At 66.8% G+C, this 14,832-nt stretch carries 15 protein-coding genes; 10 read left to right on the top strand and 5 right to left on the bottom strand.

What is annotated here, in order from left to right; translation table 11 throughout:
- Positions 1 to 29 precede the first annotated feature (29 nt).
- The 4 genes from FHW81_RS20375 to FHW81_RS20390 all read left to right on the top strand — a co-directional run bounded on the left by FHW81_RS20375 (position 30) and on the right by FHW81_RS20390 (position 4,814).
- Positions 30 to 989 (top strand): TAXI family TRAP transporter solute-binding subunit, encoded by a 960-nt coding sequence (locus FHW81_RS20375; RefSeq protein WP_003097103.1) that lies wholly within the window; start codon positions 30 to 32, stop codon positions 987 to 989.
- A 74-nt stretch (positions 990 to 1,063) separates the two neighbouring features.
- Positions 1,064 to 3,088: a TRAP transporter permease gene (locus tag FHW81_RS20380; RefSeq protein WP_003099653.1), complete on the top strand. Its 2,025-nt coding sequence runs from the start codon at positions 1,064 to 1,066 to the stop codon at positions 3,086 to 3,088.
- On the top strand, positions 3,085 to 3,483 hold the full coding sequence (locus tag FHW81_RS20385; protein ID WP_003458383.1) for a DUF1850 domain-containing protein: 399 nt from the start codon (positions 3,085 to 3,087) through the stop codon (positions 3,481 to 3,483). Before FHW81_RS20380 ends, FHW81_RS20385 begins: the two co-directional genes overlap by 4 nt.
- Before the next feature lie 86 nt (positions 3,484 to 3,569).
- Positions 3,570 to 4,814, top strand: coding sequence for a serine hydrolase domain-containing protein (locus tag FHW81_RS20390; protein ID WP_016264006.1), 1,245 nt, complete (start codon positions 3,570 to 3,572; stop codon positions 4,812 to 4,814).
- 44 nt (positions 4,815 to 4,858) lie between these two features.
- Here FHW81_RS20390 and FHW81_RS20395 read toward each other — a convergent pair whose 3' ends face one another.
- From FHW81_RS20395 to folE2, 3 genes are read right to left on the bottom strand one after another with little or no spacing between them, the layout of a single operon-like run.
- Positions 4,859 to 6,196 (bottom strand): dihydroorotase, encoded by a 1,338-nt coding sequence (locus FHW81_RS20395; protein WP_106120533.1) that lies wholly within the window; start codon positions 6,194 to 6,196, stop codon positions 4,859 to 4,861.
- Between the two features lie 2 nt (positions 6,197 to 6,198).
- Positions 6,199 to 6,759, bottom strand: coding sequence for a hypothetical protein (locus FHW81_RS20400; RefSeq protein ID WP_003099663.1), 561 nt, complete (start codon positions 6,757 to 6,759; stop codon positions 6,199 to 6,201).
- Positions 6,756 to 7,652, bottom strand: a complete 897-nt coding sequence (folE2, locus tag FHW81_RS20405) for a GTP cyclohydrolase FolE2 (protein WP_003099665.1) — start codon at positions 7,650 to 7,652, stop codon at positions 6,756 to 6,758. The genes FHW81_RS20400 and folE2 overlap by 4 nt, the downstream gene beginning before the upstream one ends.
- Before the next feature lie 99 nt (positions 7,653 to 7,751).
- Here folE2 and FHW81_RS20410 point away from each other — a divergent pair, with 99 nt between their 5' ends.
- On the top strand, positions 7,752 to 8,945 hold the full coding sequence (locus FHW81_RS20410; protein ID WP_003118443.1) for an N-acetylmuramoyl-L-alanine amidase: 1,194 nt from the start codon (positions 7,752 to 7,754) through the stop codon (positions 8,943 to 8,945).
- Here FHW81_RS20410 and FHW81_RS20415 read toward each other — a convergent pair.
- Positions 8,923 to 9,339 carry a hypothetical protein gene (locus tag FHW81_RS20415; protein WP_003118444.1) on the bottom strand — a complete coding sequence of 139 codons (417 nt, stop codon included), beginning with the start codon at positions 9,337 to 9,339 and terminating at the stop codon, positions 8,923 to 8,925. The two genes, FHW81_RS20410 and FHW81_RS20415, sit on opposite strands and share 23 nt — an antisense overlap.
- Positions 9,340 to 9,451: 112 nt before the next feature.
- Here FHW81_RS20415 and dksA point away from each other — a divergent pair, with 112 nt between their 5' ends.
- Genes dksA through FHW81_RS20430 form a run of 3 tightly spaced genes read left to right on the top strand, consistent with a single transcriptional unit; the run spans position 9,452 to position 11,711 of the window.
- Entirely contained in the window at positions 9,452 to 9,856 is a 405-nt protein-coding gene (dksA, locus tag FHW81_RS20420; RefSeq protein WP_003118445.1) for an RNA polymerase-binding protein DksA, read from the top strand.
- Between the two features lie 14 nt (positions 9,857 to 9,870).
- Positions 9,871 to 11,073, top strand: coding sequence for a zinc metallochaperone GTPase ZigA (gene zigA / locus FHW81_RS20425; protein ID WP_003099674.1), 1,203 nt, complete (start codon positions 9,871 to 9,873; stop codon positions 11,071 to 11,073).
- Entirely contained in the window at positions 11,070 to 11,711 is a 642-nt protein-coding gene (locus tag FHW81_RS20430) for a DUF1826 domain-containing protein (RefSeq protein WP_003099676.1), read from the top strand. Before zigA ends, FHW81_RS20430 begins: the two co-directional genes overlap by 4 nt.
- Positions 11,712 to 11,863: 152 nt before the next feature.
- Here FHW81_RS20430 and FHW81_RS20435 read toward each other — a convergent pair whose 3' ends face one another.
- Positions 11,864 to 12,232, bottom strand: a complete 369-nt coding sequence (locus FHW81_RS20435; protein WP_003099679.1) for a hypothetical protein — start codon at positions 12,230 to 12,232, stop codon at positions 11,864 to 11,866.
- 102 nt (positions 12,233 to 12,334) lie between these two features.
- Between FHW81_RS20435 and FHW81_RS20440 the strand changes: the two genes are divergently transcribed.
- Together FHW81_RS20440 and tonB1 are read left to right on the top strand one after the other, a co-directional pair.
- Positions 12,335 to 13,303: a CobW family GTP-binding protein gene (locus FHW81_RS20440; RefSeq protein ID WP_015649885.1), complete on the top strand. Its 969-nt coding sequence runs from the start codon at positions 12,335 to 12,337 to the stop codon at positions 13,301 to 13,303.
- Between the two features lie 92 nt (positions 13,304 to 13,395).
- A complete protein-coding gene (gene tonB1 / locus FHW81_RS20445; protein WP_003121399.1) occupies positions 13,396 to 14,427 on the top strand; it encodes an energy transducer TonB1 in 1,032 nt (343 codons plus the stop codon).
- Positions 14,428 to 14,832 lie beyond the last annotated feature (405 nt).

Consider the following 14,832-nt stretch of genomic DNA (forward strand, 5'->3'; position numbering starts at 1 on the left):
ACAACAACGATAAGAACAGGAGACTTCCCATGTCGCTGAGCAGACGCTTCGGTCTTTTCACGCTTGCCGCAACGGTGACCTTCAGTACCGCGGTCTTTGCCGCGCCGACCTTCATCAATATCCTCACCGGCGGCACCAGCGGGGTCTATTACCCCATAGGGGTCGGCCTCTCGCAGATCTACGGACACGATATCCAGGGCGCGAAAACCTCGGTGCAGGCCACCAAGGCTTCGGTCGAGAACCTCAACCTGTTGCAGGCCGGGCGTGGAGAACTGGCGCTGGCGCTGGGCGACTCGGTCGCCGACGCCTGGAACGGGGTCGCCGACGCCGGCTTCAAGGCGCCGTTGAAGAAGCTGCGGGCTATCGGCAATACCTATCCGAACTATATCCAGGTAGTGGCCAGCCAAGCCTCGGGCATCAAGACCCTGGCCGACCTGAAAGGCAAGCGCATTTCGGTGGGCGCGCCCAAGAGCGGTACCGAGCTGAACGCCCGGGCGATCTTCAAGGCCGCCGGCCTGAGCTACGAGGACATGGGCAAGGTGGAGTACCTGCCCTACGCCGAGTCGGTGGAGCTGATCAAGAACCGCCAGCTCGACGCTACGCTGCAATCCTCCGGCCTGGGCATGGCGGCCATCCGCGACCTGGCCTCGACCATGCCGATCACCTTCGTCGCGATCCCGGCGGACGTGGTGGCGAAGATCGACAGCCCGGCCTACCACGCCGCGAGCATTCCCGCCGGCACCTACGACGGCCAGGAGCAGGACGTGCCGACGGTGGCGATCGACAATATCCTGGTCAGCCACTCCGGGGTCAGCGACGAGCTGGCCTACCAGATGACCAAGCTGATGTTCGACAACCTGCCGCGCCTGGTCACCGCCCATGCTGCCGCCAAGGACATCGCCCTGGACAAGGCGGCGAAGAACCTGCCGATTCCGCTGCATCCCGGCGCCGAGCGCTTCTACAAGGAGAAGGGCGTACTGCCCGAGTGAGGCCCGTTTCTCCGTAGCCCCGGTCCGTGCGGCGGACCGGGTTCCCCGCGTTTCCGGCTGTAGGGAGTCGATGCATGAGCGATCATCAGAACGGGCTGCACCTCGAGGCGGAAAACTGGCCGCGCGCGTTGTTCGCCGTGGCCCTGGCCTTTTCCGTGTTCCAGGTCGTCACCGCGGCCTTTCCCCTGATTTCCACCCAGGTCCTGCGGGCAATGCACGTCGGACTGCTGTTGCTGGTGGTGTACATCAGCTATCCCGCCTTCGGCATAGGTCGCCCCTGGCAGCCGCTGGCCTGGTTGCTGGGCATGGCCGGCCTGGGCACGGCGGTCTACCAGTGGGTTTTCGAGGGCGACCTGATCCAGCGCTCCGGAGAGCTGACCCAGGCCGACATGGTCGTCGGCGTGGTGCTGATCGTCCTGGTCTTCGAGGCGGCGCGACGGGTGATGGGCATCGCCTTGCCGATCATCTGCGCGCTGTTTCTTGCCTATGGCCTGTTCGGCGAACACCTGCCGGGCGACCTGGCCCACCGCGGCTACGGCTTCGACCAGATCGTCAACCAGCTGTCGTTCGGTACCGAAGGTCTCTACGGCACGCCGACCTACGTATCGGCCACCTACATCTATCTGTTCATCCTGTTCGGCGCCTTCCTCGAGCAGGCCGGCATGATCCGCCTGTTCACCGATTTCGCCATGGGCCTGTTCGGTCACCGGGTCGGCGGGCCGGCCAAGGTCTCGGTATTCTCCTCGGCGCTGATGGGCACCATCACCGGCTCCGGCGTGGCCAACGTGGTCACCACCGGACAGTTCACCATCCCGCTGATGAAGCGTTTCGGCTACAAGCCGGCGTTCGCCGGCGGCGTCGAGGCGACCGCGAGCATGGGCAGCCAACTGATGCCGCCGGTGATGGGGGCGGTGGCGTTCATTATGGCCGAGACCATCAACGTCCCCTACGTGGAGATCGCCAAGGCGGCGCTGATCCCGGCCCTGCTGTATTTCGGCTCGGTGTACTGGATGGTCCACCTCGAGGCCCGCCGGGCCGATCTAAAGGGCCTGCCGCGCGATCAGTGTCCGAGCGCCTGGGGTGCCGTCCGCGAGCGCTGGTTCCTGCTGATTCCGTTGCTGGTGCTGATCGCGCTGCTGTTCTCCGGGCGCACGCCGCTGTTCTCCGGAACCATCGGCCTGGCGCTGACCGCCATCGTCATCCTCGGTTCGGCGATCATCCTGCGGGTGTCCTCGCTCGGCCTGCGCATCGCCTTCTGGGTGGCGCTGGGGCTGCTCTGCGCGGGGTTCTTCCGCCTCGGCATCGGGGTGATCTTCGTCGTGATCGCGGCCCTGGCCCTGGCCTGCTGGTTCGTCCGTGGCGGCCGGGAAACCCTGCGCATCTGCGTCCGCGCCCTCGCCGAAGGTGCGCGACATGCGATTCCGGTGGGCATCGCCTGCACCCTGGTGGGAGTCATCATCGGGGTGATTTCGCTGACCGGCATCGCCACCACCTTCGCCAGCTACGTGCTCGACCTGGGACGGGAGAACCTGCTGCTGTCGCTGGTCCTGACCATGGTCACCTGCCTGGTCCTGGGAATGGGCATCCCGACCATCCCCAACTACATCATCACCAGCTCCATCGCCGCGCCGGCGCTGCTGGAACTGGGGGTGCCGCTGATCGTCTCGCACATGTTCGTCTTCTACTTCGGCATCCTCGCCGACCTCACCCCTCCGGTGGCGCTGGCCTGTTTCGCGGCCGCGCCGATCGCCAAGGAAAGGGGATTGAAGATCAGCTTCTGGGCGGTGCGCATCGCCCTGGCGGGTTTCGTGGTGCCGTTCATGGCGGTGTATTCCCCGGCGCTGATGCTGCAGGAAGGCGGTTGGGGGGCGACGCTCTATGTCACCTGCAAGGCGGTGCTGGCCATCGGCCTGTGGGGCATGGCTTCCATCGGCTACCTGCAGGGGCCGCTGGCCTGGTGGGAGCGCCTGGTGGCGTTCGCCGCGGGGGCCAGCCTGGTCCTGGCCTTGCCGATCAGCGACGAGCTGGGCTTCGTCCTCGGCGCGCTGGTGATCGGCTGGCACCTCTGGCGCCAGCGTGCGCGCGAGGCGGTGGCGTGATCGCGCTGTGTCTGGGCATGGCCGGCAGCGTCTGGGCGACGCTGCCGCTGCAGTCGTTCACCCTGGCCTGGCAACACACGGTCGAGAAGGTGCTCTGGGAAGAAGACTATCGCCTGAGTGAGCGCGGCCTGCTGCTGGAAGAGGCCCGGGTGCGGGGCAGCGGGGCGGGGATGGAGATTCCCGAGGGCGCCGTGCTGCGTGACGGCGCCTGGCATTACCACCGTGGGGTGCCGCCGCTGCAACCGTTGCGGCTGGGGCGCACACCGGAGGCCGGCGACTACCGGATCTGCCGTCAGGGGCGCTGCGATGCGCTGGCGCGCTGGATCGGTCCGCCGGACCGTGAGCGCCCGGCGGTCGAACTCTGGGCGTGTCCGATACGGGACCCGAGCGACTGAACGTCCTGTGGATAACACTGCGACGCCAGTCCACATCCATAAAAACGACGAAGCCGGAGCTGCTTCCGGTCATAAGGAAAACGTCCATGCGTAGCTGTATATCAGTCTTCCGGCCGGCCCTGCTGGCACTGTTCGTCTCGGCAAGCGGCTCGGCCGGCGCCGACGCGGCTGTGGAAAACCCGCGGATCGGCCGTGCCGCCGATCTCTATGAACTGATCCCGGAATACCAGCCGGACACCTACCGGAACATGGACAAGGTCTATCCGACCCGGGTTATCCACAAGGGGACCAAGGTCCGTCCGCTGCCGGCGGGTGTGGCCATCGCGCCGCGCTACCGGATCGGCGGCGAGGAATACGGCGTCGACGATTTCATGCGGCGCAACCGCGTTGGCGGGGTGCTGGTCCTCAAGGATGGCAAGGTCGCCCTGGAGCGCTACGGCCTGGGCAACGACGAACGCACGCGCTGGACCTCGTTCTCGGTGGTCAAGTCGATCTCCTCGACCCTGGTGGGCGCCGCCGTGCAGCAGGGCCTGCTGGCTCTCGACCAGCCTGTGGACAAGTACCTGCCGAGCCTGGCCGGCTCCGCCTACCAGGGGGTGACGGTGGAGCAGGTCCTGCAGATGAGTTCCGGGGTCCGCTGGAACGAGACCTATCGCGATCCGAAGTCCGACCGCAGGCAGATGTTCGACGCCCAGCTCGCCGAACGTCCCGGTGGCATCCTGCGGCTGCTGGCGAGCCTGCCGCGGCAGTACCCGGCCGGTACCCACTTCACCTACAGCACCGGCGAGTCGCACCTGCAGAGCGAGCTGCTGCACGCGGCGACCCGCATTCCGGTGAGCGACTACCTGTCCGAGCGGATCTGGGCGCGGATGGGCATGGAGAGCGACGGCTTCTGGCAACTGGAATCGCCGGCCGGGCAAGAGATCGGCAGCAGCGGCTTGAGCGCGACCCTGCGCGACTATGGCCGCTTCGGCCAGTTCGTCCTCGAGGACGGGGTGATCGATGGCGAACGTATCCTCCCCGAAGGTTGGGTCGATCGTGCCAGTCGCGTCGAGGCTTCTTCCCACCTGGCCCCGGGCAAGCTCTACGATGGCGAATACGCGCTCGGCTACGGCTACCAGTGGTGGACCTTCCCGGTGGGCGCCAAGGCCCTGCCCGAGCATGACGGCGGGGCCTTCGAAGCCCAGGGCATCTTCGGCCAGTACCTCTACATCAACCGCAAGGAGAAGATCGTGGCGGTGGTCTGGAGCGCCTGGCCGAAGCCGGAGATGGACGATCGCGAGGAGGAGACCTATGCCTTCCTTGGCGCGGCGGTGAAAGCCCTGCGCTAGGGCCGTGGGCTAACGGATATCCACAGCAGGCTGTGGACAAGACTTCAGCGGGAAAACCGCAGGGGCAGTCCCTGGCAATCGTCGGACAGGCGTCCCGCGTGCCAGGCGAGTTGCCCGGAGACGATGGTGGTATCGATCCGATGGTGGAATGCCCGGTGGCGGAACGGCGTCCAGTTGCAGCGCGACAGCAGCGGCATGGCGCTGGCCAGCGCCGGGTGCTCCAGTTCGCTGACCAGCACCAGGTCGGCCCAGTAACCTTCGCGGAGGAAACCGCGATCGGCGATGGCGAACAGTTCGGCGACCCGGTGGCTGGTCTTCGCCACCAGGGTGGCCAGCGACAGCCAGCCTTCGCGGACCAGCTCCAGGAGTGCCGGCAATGCATGCTGGACCAGTGGCAGGCCGGCCGGCGCCTGTGGATAAGCCTGCTGCTTCTCGGCCCAGGCGTGCGGCGCGTGGTCGGTGCCGATCACGTCCAGGCGGTTGCCGGCCAGCGCCCTGCGCAGGGCGTCGCGGTCCTCGCGGCGCTTGATCGCCGGGTTGCACTTGAGCAGATGGCCGAGGCGGGCGTAGTCGCTGTCGTCGAACAGCAGATGGTGGACGCAGACTTCCGCGGTGATGCGTTTCTGGCACAGCGGCTTGTCCTCGAACAGGGCCAGTTCACGCGCTGTGGATAAGTGCAGGACATGCAGCAGCGTGCCATGTCGTTGCGCCAGTTCCACCGCCAGGGCGGTGGAACGGTAGCAAGCCTCGGCGTCGCGAATGCGCGGGTGGGCGGCTGCCGGAATACGTTCACCGAAGCGTTGTCGCCAGCGCGCCAGGTTGGCTTCGATCCGCGGCGTGTCTTCGCAATGGCTCAGCAGCAGGGTCGGAACGCTGGCGAACAGGCGCTCCAGGGTCGGCAGGTCGTCCACCAGCATGTCGCCGGTGGAGGCGCCCATGAACACCTTCACCGCGGCGACCTCGCGTGGATCGAGGGCGGCCACGGTGTCGAGGTTGTCGCGGCTGACGCCGAAGTGGAAACCGTAGTTGGCCACGCTATGGGCGGCGGCGAGGCGCTTCTTTTCCGCCAGCGCTTCGAGGCTCAGCGTCGCCGGGCGGGTATTGGGCATGTCCATGAAACTGGTGATGCCGCCCGCCACGGCGGCGCGGGATTCGCTGGCGATCGAGCCCTTCTGTGGATAACCCGGCTCGCGGAAGTGCACCTGGTCGTCGATCATTCCCGGCAGCAGGTAGCGTCCGGCGGCATCGATCTCCCGGCTGGCGCCGCAGTTTTCCAGGCAGCCGGCGATGCGTTCGATGCGACCGTGGCGGACCAGCAGATCGCCTTCGCGTACCTGCCCCTCGTTGACCATCCGGGCATTGCGGATCAGCAGGCTTCGCATGTTCAGAACTCGTTCTGCAGCGACTTGTAGCCGCGTACCAGGTCGACGTTGGTGCGCGCCACGTCTTCCGAGAACTCGCTGGCGGAAACGCTGACCCGCGGCATGCTCGCCAGGTCGGTGCGCGGACCGATGCGCTCGGTGGACGGTACGTAGAAACCCGCTGGCAGGTCGCAGCCGTCGACCACCGCGTTGTGGCGGACCACGCAGCCATCGCCGACCCGGCAGTTGAACAGCACGCTGTTGAAGCCGATGAAGACCCGGTCGCCGACTTCGCAAGGACCGTGGACGATGGAGCGGTGGGCGATGGAGCTGTGCTCGCCGATGGTCACCGCGGCACCCGACTTGGAATGGATCACCACGCCGTCCTGGATGTTCGAGTTGGCGCCGATCACGATCGGTTGCATGCCGCCGTCGGCGTCGACTTCGTCGGCACGGATCACTGCGTAGGGACCGACGAAGACGTTGGCCTGGATGATCACCTTGCCGCAGATGATCGCGGTCTTGTCCACATAGGCCGATTCGTCGATCACCGGCAGGTCGCCGGAGGGATTCTTGCGGATCATGCTGCACCTCGCTGCCAATGGCTTTCGGCGACGGCGTCATGGGCATGCAGGCTTTCCGCATGGACGACCCGTATGGAGAACCGGCTCGCCTGTGGATAACCCTGCAGGGCGCGGTGCAGCCGGCGCACCGCGTCCTCGCAGAACATCAGGTTCTGCCCGTTGGCGAGGGCGAAGGCCTGCTCGTCGGCGCGTTTCACCGCAGTCTGCACCGCGGTGCCGAGGGCGCTTTCGCCGAGATCCGCCAGCTCTTCCAGGGGCAGTCCGATGCAGTCTTCCGCCAGGCCGATGCGCAGGTGCGCGCTGCTGCGCTGGCTGTGCGGGGTGGCGACGATGCCGGCGCTGCTGCCGAGCCAGGCAAGCACGCTGGCATGATCGAGCGGCTGTCCGGCGAAGTCCTGGTCGAAGCGCTCCTGGATCAATTGCCGGGCCAGTGCCGCCGAACAGGGGCAGGTTGAGGAGTAGGTCAGCTCGAGATGGACTTCGGCCTGGAAGTCATCGCCTTCCAGGCGCGTGTCCAGCACCAGTGGATAACGTTTCCAGCCGCTCAGCGGGCTGACCAGCGCCGGACGCCGCAGCAGCGGCGCGAGGCGTAGGCGCAGGTAGGCGCGACGCGACAGGCCGGCGTGGCTGTCGAGGAAGCGTTGCAGGACGGCGCGCAGGCAGGAAAGGTCCAGCTCGCCCTGTTCCAGTTCGGCCAGCGCCAGGTAGAGGCGCGACATATGGATGCCGCGGGCCTGCGGGTCGTCCAGGCTGACACCGGCATCGGCTTCGGCGGCGACCCTCTGCCCGCCGATCTGCACGGGAAGGGCGATGCCCTGCATGCCGACCCAGTCCAGGGGAAGATCGGCGGTGGTGGTCTGGCGGGCGATATCGGGAAGCGTCAAGGCATTCATGGAGAACTCGAAGAAGGGTAGGCAAGGCCTGGAAATGGCTTGAATGTTATAATATAACGTATTAGCTAATGCCGACCCTTGCAATCGGGTATTTCGTCGATGAAGCGCCGTCGTCTCCTGCAAAGCCTGCTCGCCGGCCTGGCCCTCCAGCCGTTCCTGGCCGCCAGCGCCAATGTACGAATCCGCCAGGCCCGGGCCTGGAATTCCTCGGAAAGCTGGCGCCTGGTGCTGGAACTGGACGGCCCGCCGCGTTATCGAACCTTTTCCCTGCAGGCCCCCGAGCGGTTGATCCTCGACCTGCCCGACGCGCAATTGCTCGCAACGCTCTCCGAGCTACCGCTGGACGGCCCCGTGCGCGCCATACGCAGTGGCCAACTGGGTGGCGGCGGGACGCGCATCGTCCTCGACCTGCGCCAGGCGGTCAGGCCGCGCAGCTTCGCCCTGGAACCGCAGGCAGGAAAGGGCCATCGCCTGGTCCTGGACCTTTATCCACAGGCGCTGGCGGCGCCCCCCGAGCCGATGCTGGCGCTGGCCCGCCCGCTACCCTCGACGGGCCGCGACATCCTCGTGGTGGTCGATGCCGGCCATGGCGGCAAGGACCCCGGCGCGGTCGGTAGCAAGGGCGAGCGCGAAAAGGACGTGGCGCTGGCCATCGCCCGCCTGCTGGCGCGGCGGATCGACCGCGAGAAAGGCTTCAAGGCGCGCCTGGTGCGCAACGGCGACGTGTTCGTCCCGCTGCGCAAGCGGCCGGAAGTGGCTCGGCGCTACAACGCCGACATGTTCGTCTCGGTGCACGCCGACGCGGCGCCGCGACTGACCGCCTCCGGCGCGTCGGTATATGCCCTCTCCGAGCATGGCGCCAGCTCGACCATGGCGCGCTGGATGGCCGACCGCGAGAACGGCGCCGACCTGATCGGCAACAGCGGCAACCTGCCGCTACAGGGCCGCGACAAGGTACTCGCCGGGGTGATCCTCGACATGGCCCTGAGTTCGACCATCGCCAGCAGCCTGGACCTTGGCCACAGCGTGCTCGGCCAGTTGTCGGACGTCACCGCGCTGCACCAGAAGCGTGTCGAGCAAGCCGGCTTCGCCGTGCTCAAGTCGCCGGACATCCCTTCGATCCTGGTGGAGACCGGCTTCATCTCGAATCGCGGCGATTGTCGCCGGTTGATGGACGAACGCCATCGCCAGCGCCTGGCCGAGGCGATCTTCGTTGGCGTGCAGGGCTACTTCAGGCAACGCCCTCCCGCCGGCAGCTACCTGGCGGCGCTCAGCGCGCAGTCTCCCGGCTAGGGCCTTCGCTGCAGCCGCTGACCCGCCCGCAGGTCAGGCGTTGGCGCTGGCCCGATGAACTGCTCAGGCGGCTGACGTTGGTCCAGCCGATGTTGCGGCTGAGGCCGACCCAGATTTCCCCGTCGCTGGCGATGCCGCTGAAGAAGGTCAGGCGCCCGTAGCGCGTATTGGTCTGGGCCCAGCGTCGTCCGCTCGCCGCGTCGTAGCCGCGCAGCCAGGTGTCGTTGCCGCCGGTGGCGACGCTGTAGTGGTTGCCCAGCCGATCCATGCAGGCCAGAACGGTGCGCAGGTAAGCGCATTCCGCCGGGCGGGTGCCGGGAAGAAAGCCCTGCGCCTGTGCCGCCGGAGCGAGCAGCAGGAGGGCCAGGCAGTAAAGGCGGAGGACGCGGCGCATCGGTGGATCCCGGGATGACGTGGGCCCAGGGTAGCCGGAAGGCGATTGGCGGGCCATCGATTGTGGTGTTAATTGTTATAGTATAACGTTTTAAATTTCCCAGGTTCAGCCTATGACCGAACAGGAACTGCTTGCCCAGCCCGACGCTGCCTACATGGACGAAGCCCAGCAGGACTTCTTCCGCGACCTGCTGCTGCGCCAGCGCCAGGAACTGCAGGCGCGCATCGAAGGCGAATTCGGCGAGCTGCGCGATCTCGAACGCCCCAGCGACGAGGCCGACCTGGCTTCCCGCGAGGAACAGCGGCAATGGCAACTTCGCCTGCTGGAGCGGGAGAAGAAGCTTCTCGACAAGATCGACGAAGCGCTGGAGCGCCTGGCCCGCGGCGACTACGGCTGGTGCCAGGAAACCGGCGAGCAGATCGGCCTGCGCCGCCTGCTGTTGCGTCCCACCGCCACCCTCTGCATCGAGGCGAAAGAGCGCCAGGAGAAGCGCGAACGCCACGTGCGGCACAACTGAAGAGGTTACCAACCGTGAACCAACGCCTACCTGTCACCGTGCTGTCCGGCTTTCTCGGCGCCGGCAAGAGCACGCTGCTCAACCATGTGCTGAAGAACCGCGAGAACCGCCGGGTTGCGGTGATCGTCAACGATATGAGTGAAATCAATATCGATGGCAGCGAAGTCCAGCGCGATGTCAGCCTGAACCGCGCTGAAGAGCGCCTGGTGGAGATGAGCAACGGCTGTATCTGCTGCACCCTGCGCGAAGACCTGTTAGAAGAGGTCGGCCGTCTCGCCCGGGAAGGCCGCTTCGACTACCTGCTGATCGAGTCCACCGGGATTTCCGAGCCGATGCCGGTGGCCGAGACCTTCACCTTCCGCGACGAGCTGGACCGCAGCCTGTCCGACGTGGCGCGACTGGATACCATGGTCACGGTGGTCGACGGGATGAATTTCCTCCGCGACTACCAGGAGGCCGCCAGCCTGGCCAGCCGTGGCGAAACCCTCGGTGAGGAGGATCAGCGCTCGATCACCGACCTGCTGATCGACCAGGTCGAATTCGCCGATGTGATCCTGGTCAGCAAGATCGACCTGATCTCCAGCGAGCAGCGCGAGGAACTGCTGGCGATCCTGCGCCAGCTCAATGCCGAGGCGGAGATCCTGCCGATGGTGATGGGTCAGGTGCCGCTGGCGAAGATCCTCGATACCGGTCGCTTCGATTTCGATCGCGCGGCGTCCGCGCCGGGCTGGCTGAAGGAACTGCGCGGCGAGCACCTGCCGGAAACCGAGGAATATGGCATCGCCTCCATGGCCTACCGGGCGCGCCGTCCGTTCCACCCCGCGCGCTTCCACGCCTTCCTGCACAATCCGCTGAAGCAGGGGCGGCTGCTGCGCTCCAAGGGCTTCTTCTGGCTCGCCAGCCGGCCCCGCGAGGCCGGCAGCTGGTCGCAGGCCGGCGGCCTGATGCGCTACGGCCTGGCGGGCCGCTGGTGGCGCTTCGTGCCGACCGGACAGTGGCCACAGGACGAAGAGGGCCTGCGGGCGATCATGCGGCACTGGGAGGAAGGCGTCGGCGACTGTCGCCAGGAGCTGGTTTTCATCGGTCAGAACCTGGACTTCGCGGCCCTGCGCGCAGCCCTGGACGCCTGCCTGCTGGATGACGCCGAGATGAACCTGGGCATCCCCGGCTGGCAGGGCCTGGACGACCCCTTCGAGGACTGGGGGCACGCCGCATGAGCGCACTGCCGCAGGAAAAACCGTTGCCGTGCCAGGCGTTCGATGACGACCCCCAGGTGCTGGCCGAGGTGCTTCGCGAGGGCGTCAACCTGGCGGTCTGGACACGCCGGTTGAGCCCGGCGCTGCGCGACTTCGCCGCCGCCCTGGTGCGCAACCGGCCGGGACTGGCGCTGAGCCAGACGCTGGAGATGGAAGAGGAACGGCTACCCGTCTTGGACGGCCTGCTCGACGCGCAGCAACTGCCGGGACAAACCGATTTCCTCGACGACCTGGGCTGGCTGGTCGAGGCCTTCTCCTGCCTGACCGGGGCGCGGCGTATCGGCCTGCGCCTGCGCGTTCTGGATAAACCGATGTGCCCGCGTTTCCACGTCGACCACGTGCCGCTGCGGCTGGTCACCACCTACCAGGGCGCCGCCAGCGAATGGCTGGACGAGTCCGGCCTGGACCGTCGGCTGCTTGGCGGAGCGCAGGCCGAAGTTGTCGACGAACAGCTTATCCACAGCTTGTCCACGGGCGACGTGGCGCTGCTCAAGGGCGAACGCTGGGAGGGTAACGAAGGTGCCGGGCTGGTGCATCGCTCGCCGCGAGCGGAGCCTGGGCTGGCGCGCCTGCTGTTGACCCTGGACTGGCTTGCCTGAGCCTGTGGACAAGTGTCTTTCGAGGAATAAAAAAAGGCCATCCGCAGATGGCCTATCACCAAAAAGTCGTCCTACCTTGGGGATGGGGACGAAGGGTGCTGAGGTACCCGACTCCCATTTAGCCCTGACGCTGTGACAGGCTGATGACGCGCTCAGGGCTTTTTCGCGGCGCTAGGCTCTTCCCAGCGACCTTGGCTCTGGCTGGCGCAGAACGGCTCCAGGTAGCGTGCGTCGGTCGCGATGCCGTAGTAGAAGATGTCCTGCCGATAGGGCGCGTTGGGTACCCTGGCGTCGCGGCAGACACCGAAGGCGCCCGTCGGACATTCCTCGGCGAACGTCACCTCGACCTTCTGGCCCTGCAGTTGTGGCTGGCAGAAGCCTTCGCGGAACAGCTTGGCCGGGATGCTGCGGTTCTGCTGGCAGACCTTCACGTCGAGATTCTTCGCCTGGCTATGGACGATGCAGGCTTCGGCCAGGGCCAGGCCCGGCAGGCAGGACAGGAAGAACAGGAACGGACGCATGCGAGGACTCCATTGCAGACGGGCGCGACTCTAGCACGGGGCCGGGCTCCCCGCAGGCAAGGACCGCATTGATCCACAGGCTTTCACATTCCGGTTGCGCAGATGCTTCGAGAGATACCCACACACCTGATCGGCGGCCCCCTGGGGGCCGGCAAGACCAGCCTGATCCGCTCGCTGCTGGCGCAGAAGCCGGCGGGCGAGCGCTGGGCGGTTCTGGTCAACGAGTTCGGCGAGATCGGCCTGGATGCCGCGCTGCTGGCCACGGACGTCGACGGCGTGGCCATCGGCGAGGTGGCGGGCGGGTGCCTCTGCTGCGTCAATGGCGTGCCGTTCCAGGTGGGGCTCGGTCGCTTGTTGCGTCGGGCACGGCCGGACCGGCTGTTCATCGAACCCTCCGGGTTGGGACATCCGCTGGCGCTGTGGAAACAGCTGCAGGCTCCTCCCTGGTCCGGCGTCCTGGCCCTGCAACCCCTGGTAGTGGTGCTGGATGCCGCGGCGCTGGCCTCCGGCCAACCGCTGCCGGAGGCACAGGAACAGGCGCTGGAAGCGGCCGGCATGTTGCTGCTGAACAAATCCGAAGCGCTCGACGCGACGCAGCGCTGCGCCGTGCGCGCGCGCCTGCCGGTCCTGCCTTTGCGCTGGAGCGTGCGCGGCCACCTGGCATTGCGCGATCTGCCGACCAGCGTTGCCGGGGAAGGTAGCGCGACGACCTGGGCGGCCCTGCCGGAGGCGCCTGCTCAGTTGGGAACGGTGCTGCCCGCCGAGCGACCGCTGCGCGCCGTGCGCGAGCAGGACGGCCAGTTCGCCATCGGCTGGCGGCTGGCGCCGTCGGTGCGTTTCGATCGGGTCGCAGTGGACGCCTGGCTGAACCGTTTGTCCGGACTGCGGCGGGCCAAGGCGGTGCTGCATTGCGCGGACGGTTGGTATGCAGCGAATGCCGCGCCGTTTGTGGATAACTGGGGCAAATCCTCGTGGCGGCGGGATAATCGGCTGGAACTGATCCTCGCCGCAGGCGCGGATGAAGAGGCGCTCGAAGAGGCGTTCCTGGCGTGTCGGATGGTCGCGGAATGATCCGCCAAGGTTGCCCTGAGGACGCGACTGAATGATAATAATTATCAGAAGACTCTACTTCCTTACCTTTCACTTCTCCGCAGGTCGCCCTCATGTCGCCACAGCCTTCACGGTCGCCTGACCGTTTTTCGCTGGCCGCGCTCGCCGAAGACCACCCCACCGCTCCCGCCCAGGGAGACGAAAGCGAGTCCCTGCCATGCGTGAATGCCCAGCGCGGAGAACCCAACCTGCGCGTGGTGGACTGCTCCGGTGCGCGCCGCGACGAGGAAGTGGCGGTCGAGGAAGTGCTGATCCCCTACGCCCATGGCAGCGATCCCGAAGACGTCCCCGGCGAGCCGCCCAAGTCGCGCTGGTGGTTGTCCTCCGGCGCGGCGGTGGCGATGCATGTGGCGATCATCGGTGCGCTGGTGTGGGTGATGCCGACCCCGGCCGAACTCAACCTTGGCCACGGCGAACTGCCGAAGACCATGCAGGTGAATTTCGTCCAGCTCGAGAAGAAGGCCGAGCCGACCCCGCAGCCGCCGGCTGCCGCGCCGGAGCCGACGCCGCCGAAGATCGAGGAACCCAAGCCGGAGCCGCCGAAGCCGAAGCCGGTGGAAAAACCCAAGCCCAAGCCGAAACCCAAGCCCAAACCGGTGGAAAACGCCATTCCCAAGGCCAAGCCGAAGCCGGAACCCAAACCCAAGCCGGAACCCGAGCCGAGCACGGAGGCATCCAGCCAGCCCAGCCCGTCCAGCGCCGCCCCGCCGCCGCCCGCACCTACCGTCGGGCAGAGCACGCCCGGCGCGCAGACCGCGCCCAGCGGCTCGCAAGGTCCGGCCGGCCTGCCCAGCGGCAGCCTCAACGACAGTGACATCAAGCCGTTGCGCATGGATCCTCCGGTCTATCCCCGGATGGCCCAGGCCCGGGGTATCGAAGGCCGGGTGAAGGTGCTGTTCACCATCACCAGCGATGGCCGCATTGACGACATCCAGGTGCTGGAGTCGGTGCCGTCGCGCATGTTCGACCGCGAAGTGCGCCAGGCCATGGCCAAGTGGCGTTTCGAGCCGCGTGTCAGTGGTGGCAAGATCGTCGCCCGCCAGGCGACCAAGATGTTCTTCTTCAAGATCGAGAAGCGCCGCTGAGGCGGTTCTCTGACAACGAAAAGAGCCGCGCCTTCGAGCGCGGTTTTTTTATTCCCGGTAGGTCTCGCAGACGGGGCTTCGCTGCCTGGGGACGGCAGGCCCCTTGCGCTGTTCCACCGTGGGAACGCGAGGAGATCGGCGTTTGCGCGCCAAGGTTCCAGCCCCGCCGGAATGACGAGCCGCAGGGCGAATAACCGCTTGCGGTTATCCGCCGTGGAACGCAGGGACACCGGATGATTACGCCGCCGGCGTTGCGCGCCCTAGGGCTCCGGTCGGGATGCCGTGCCGTAGACCAACAGTCGGCGGGTGTGGGGGAGTCGGTTGCCGCGCCAAAAAGCAGGACGGCGACCCGAAGGTCGCCGTCCTGTGGATAAAAAGGCCCGGAGTGTGTCGGGGCCATGAGCA

This window comes from Pseudomonas sp. RC10-4-2 (genome assembly GCF_050433085.1).
Classification (GTDB): domain Bacteria; phylum Pseudomonadota; class Gammaproteobacteria; order Pseudomonadales; family Pseudomonadaceae; genus Pseudomonas; species Pseudomonas aeruginosa.

What these genes read in the sequence shown, in the direction of transcription:
- FHW81_RS20375 (WP_003097103.1), top strand. Translation starts at nt 30, where the DNA reads ATGTCGCTGAGCAGACGCTTCGGTCTTTTCACGCTTGCCGCAACGGTG.
- FHW81_RS20380 (WP_003099653.1), top strand. Translation starts at nt 1,064, where the DNA reads ATGAGCGATCATCAGAACGGGCTGCACCTCGAGGCGGAAAACTGGCCG.
- FHW81_RS20390 (WP_016264006.1), top strand. Translation starts at nt 3,570, where the DNA reads ATGCGTAGCTGTATATCAGTCTTCCGGCCGGCCCTGCTGGCACTGTTC.
- FHW81_RS20395 (WP_106120533.1), bottom strand. Translation starts at nt 6,196, where the DNA reads ATGCGAAGCCTGCTGATCCGCAATGCCCGGATGGTCAACGAGGGGCAG.
- FHW81_RS20400 (WP_003099663.1), bottom strand. Translation starts at nt 6,759, where the DNA reads ATGATCCGCAAGAATCCCTCCGGCGACCTGCCGGTGATCGACGAATCG.
- folE2 (WP_003099665.1), bottom strand. Translation starts at nt 7,652, where the DNA reads ATGAATGCCTTGACGCTTCCCGATATCGCCCGCCAGACCACCACCGCC.
- FHW81_RS20410 (WP_003118443.1), top strand. Translation starts at nt 7,752, where the DNA reads ATGAAGCGCCGTCGTCTCCTGCAAAGCCTGCTCGCCGGCCTGGCCCTC.
- FHW81_RS20415 (WP_003118444.1), bottom strand. Translation starts at nt 9,339, where the DNA reads ATGCGCCGCGTCCTCCGCCTTTACTGCCTGGCCCTCCTGCTGCTCGCT.
- dksA (WP_003118445.1), top strand. Translation starts at nt 9,452, where the DNA reads ATGACCGAACAGGAACTGCTTGCCCAGCCCGACGCTGCCTACATGGAC.
- FHW81_RS20430 (WP_003099676.1), top strand. Translation starts at nt 11,070, where the DNA reads ATGAGCGCACTGCCGCAGGAAAAACCGTTGCCGTGCCAGGCGTTCGAT.
- FHW81_RS20435 (WP_003099679.1), bottom strand. Translation starts at nt 12,232, where the DNA reads ATGCGTCCGTTCCTGTTCTTCCTGTCCTGCCTGCCGGGCCTGGCCCTG.
- FHW81_RS20440 (WP_015649885.1), top strand. Translation starts at nt 12,335, where the DNA reads ATGCTTCGAGAGATACCCACACACCTGATCGGCGGCCCCCTGGGGGCC.
- tonB1 (WP_003121399.1), top strand. Translation starts at nt 13,396, where the DNA reads ATGTCGCCACAGCCTTCACGGTCGCCTGACCGTTTTTCGCTGGCCGCG.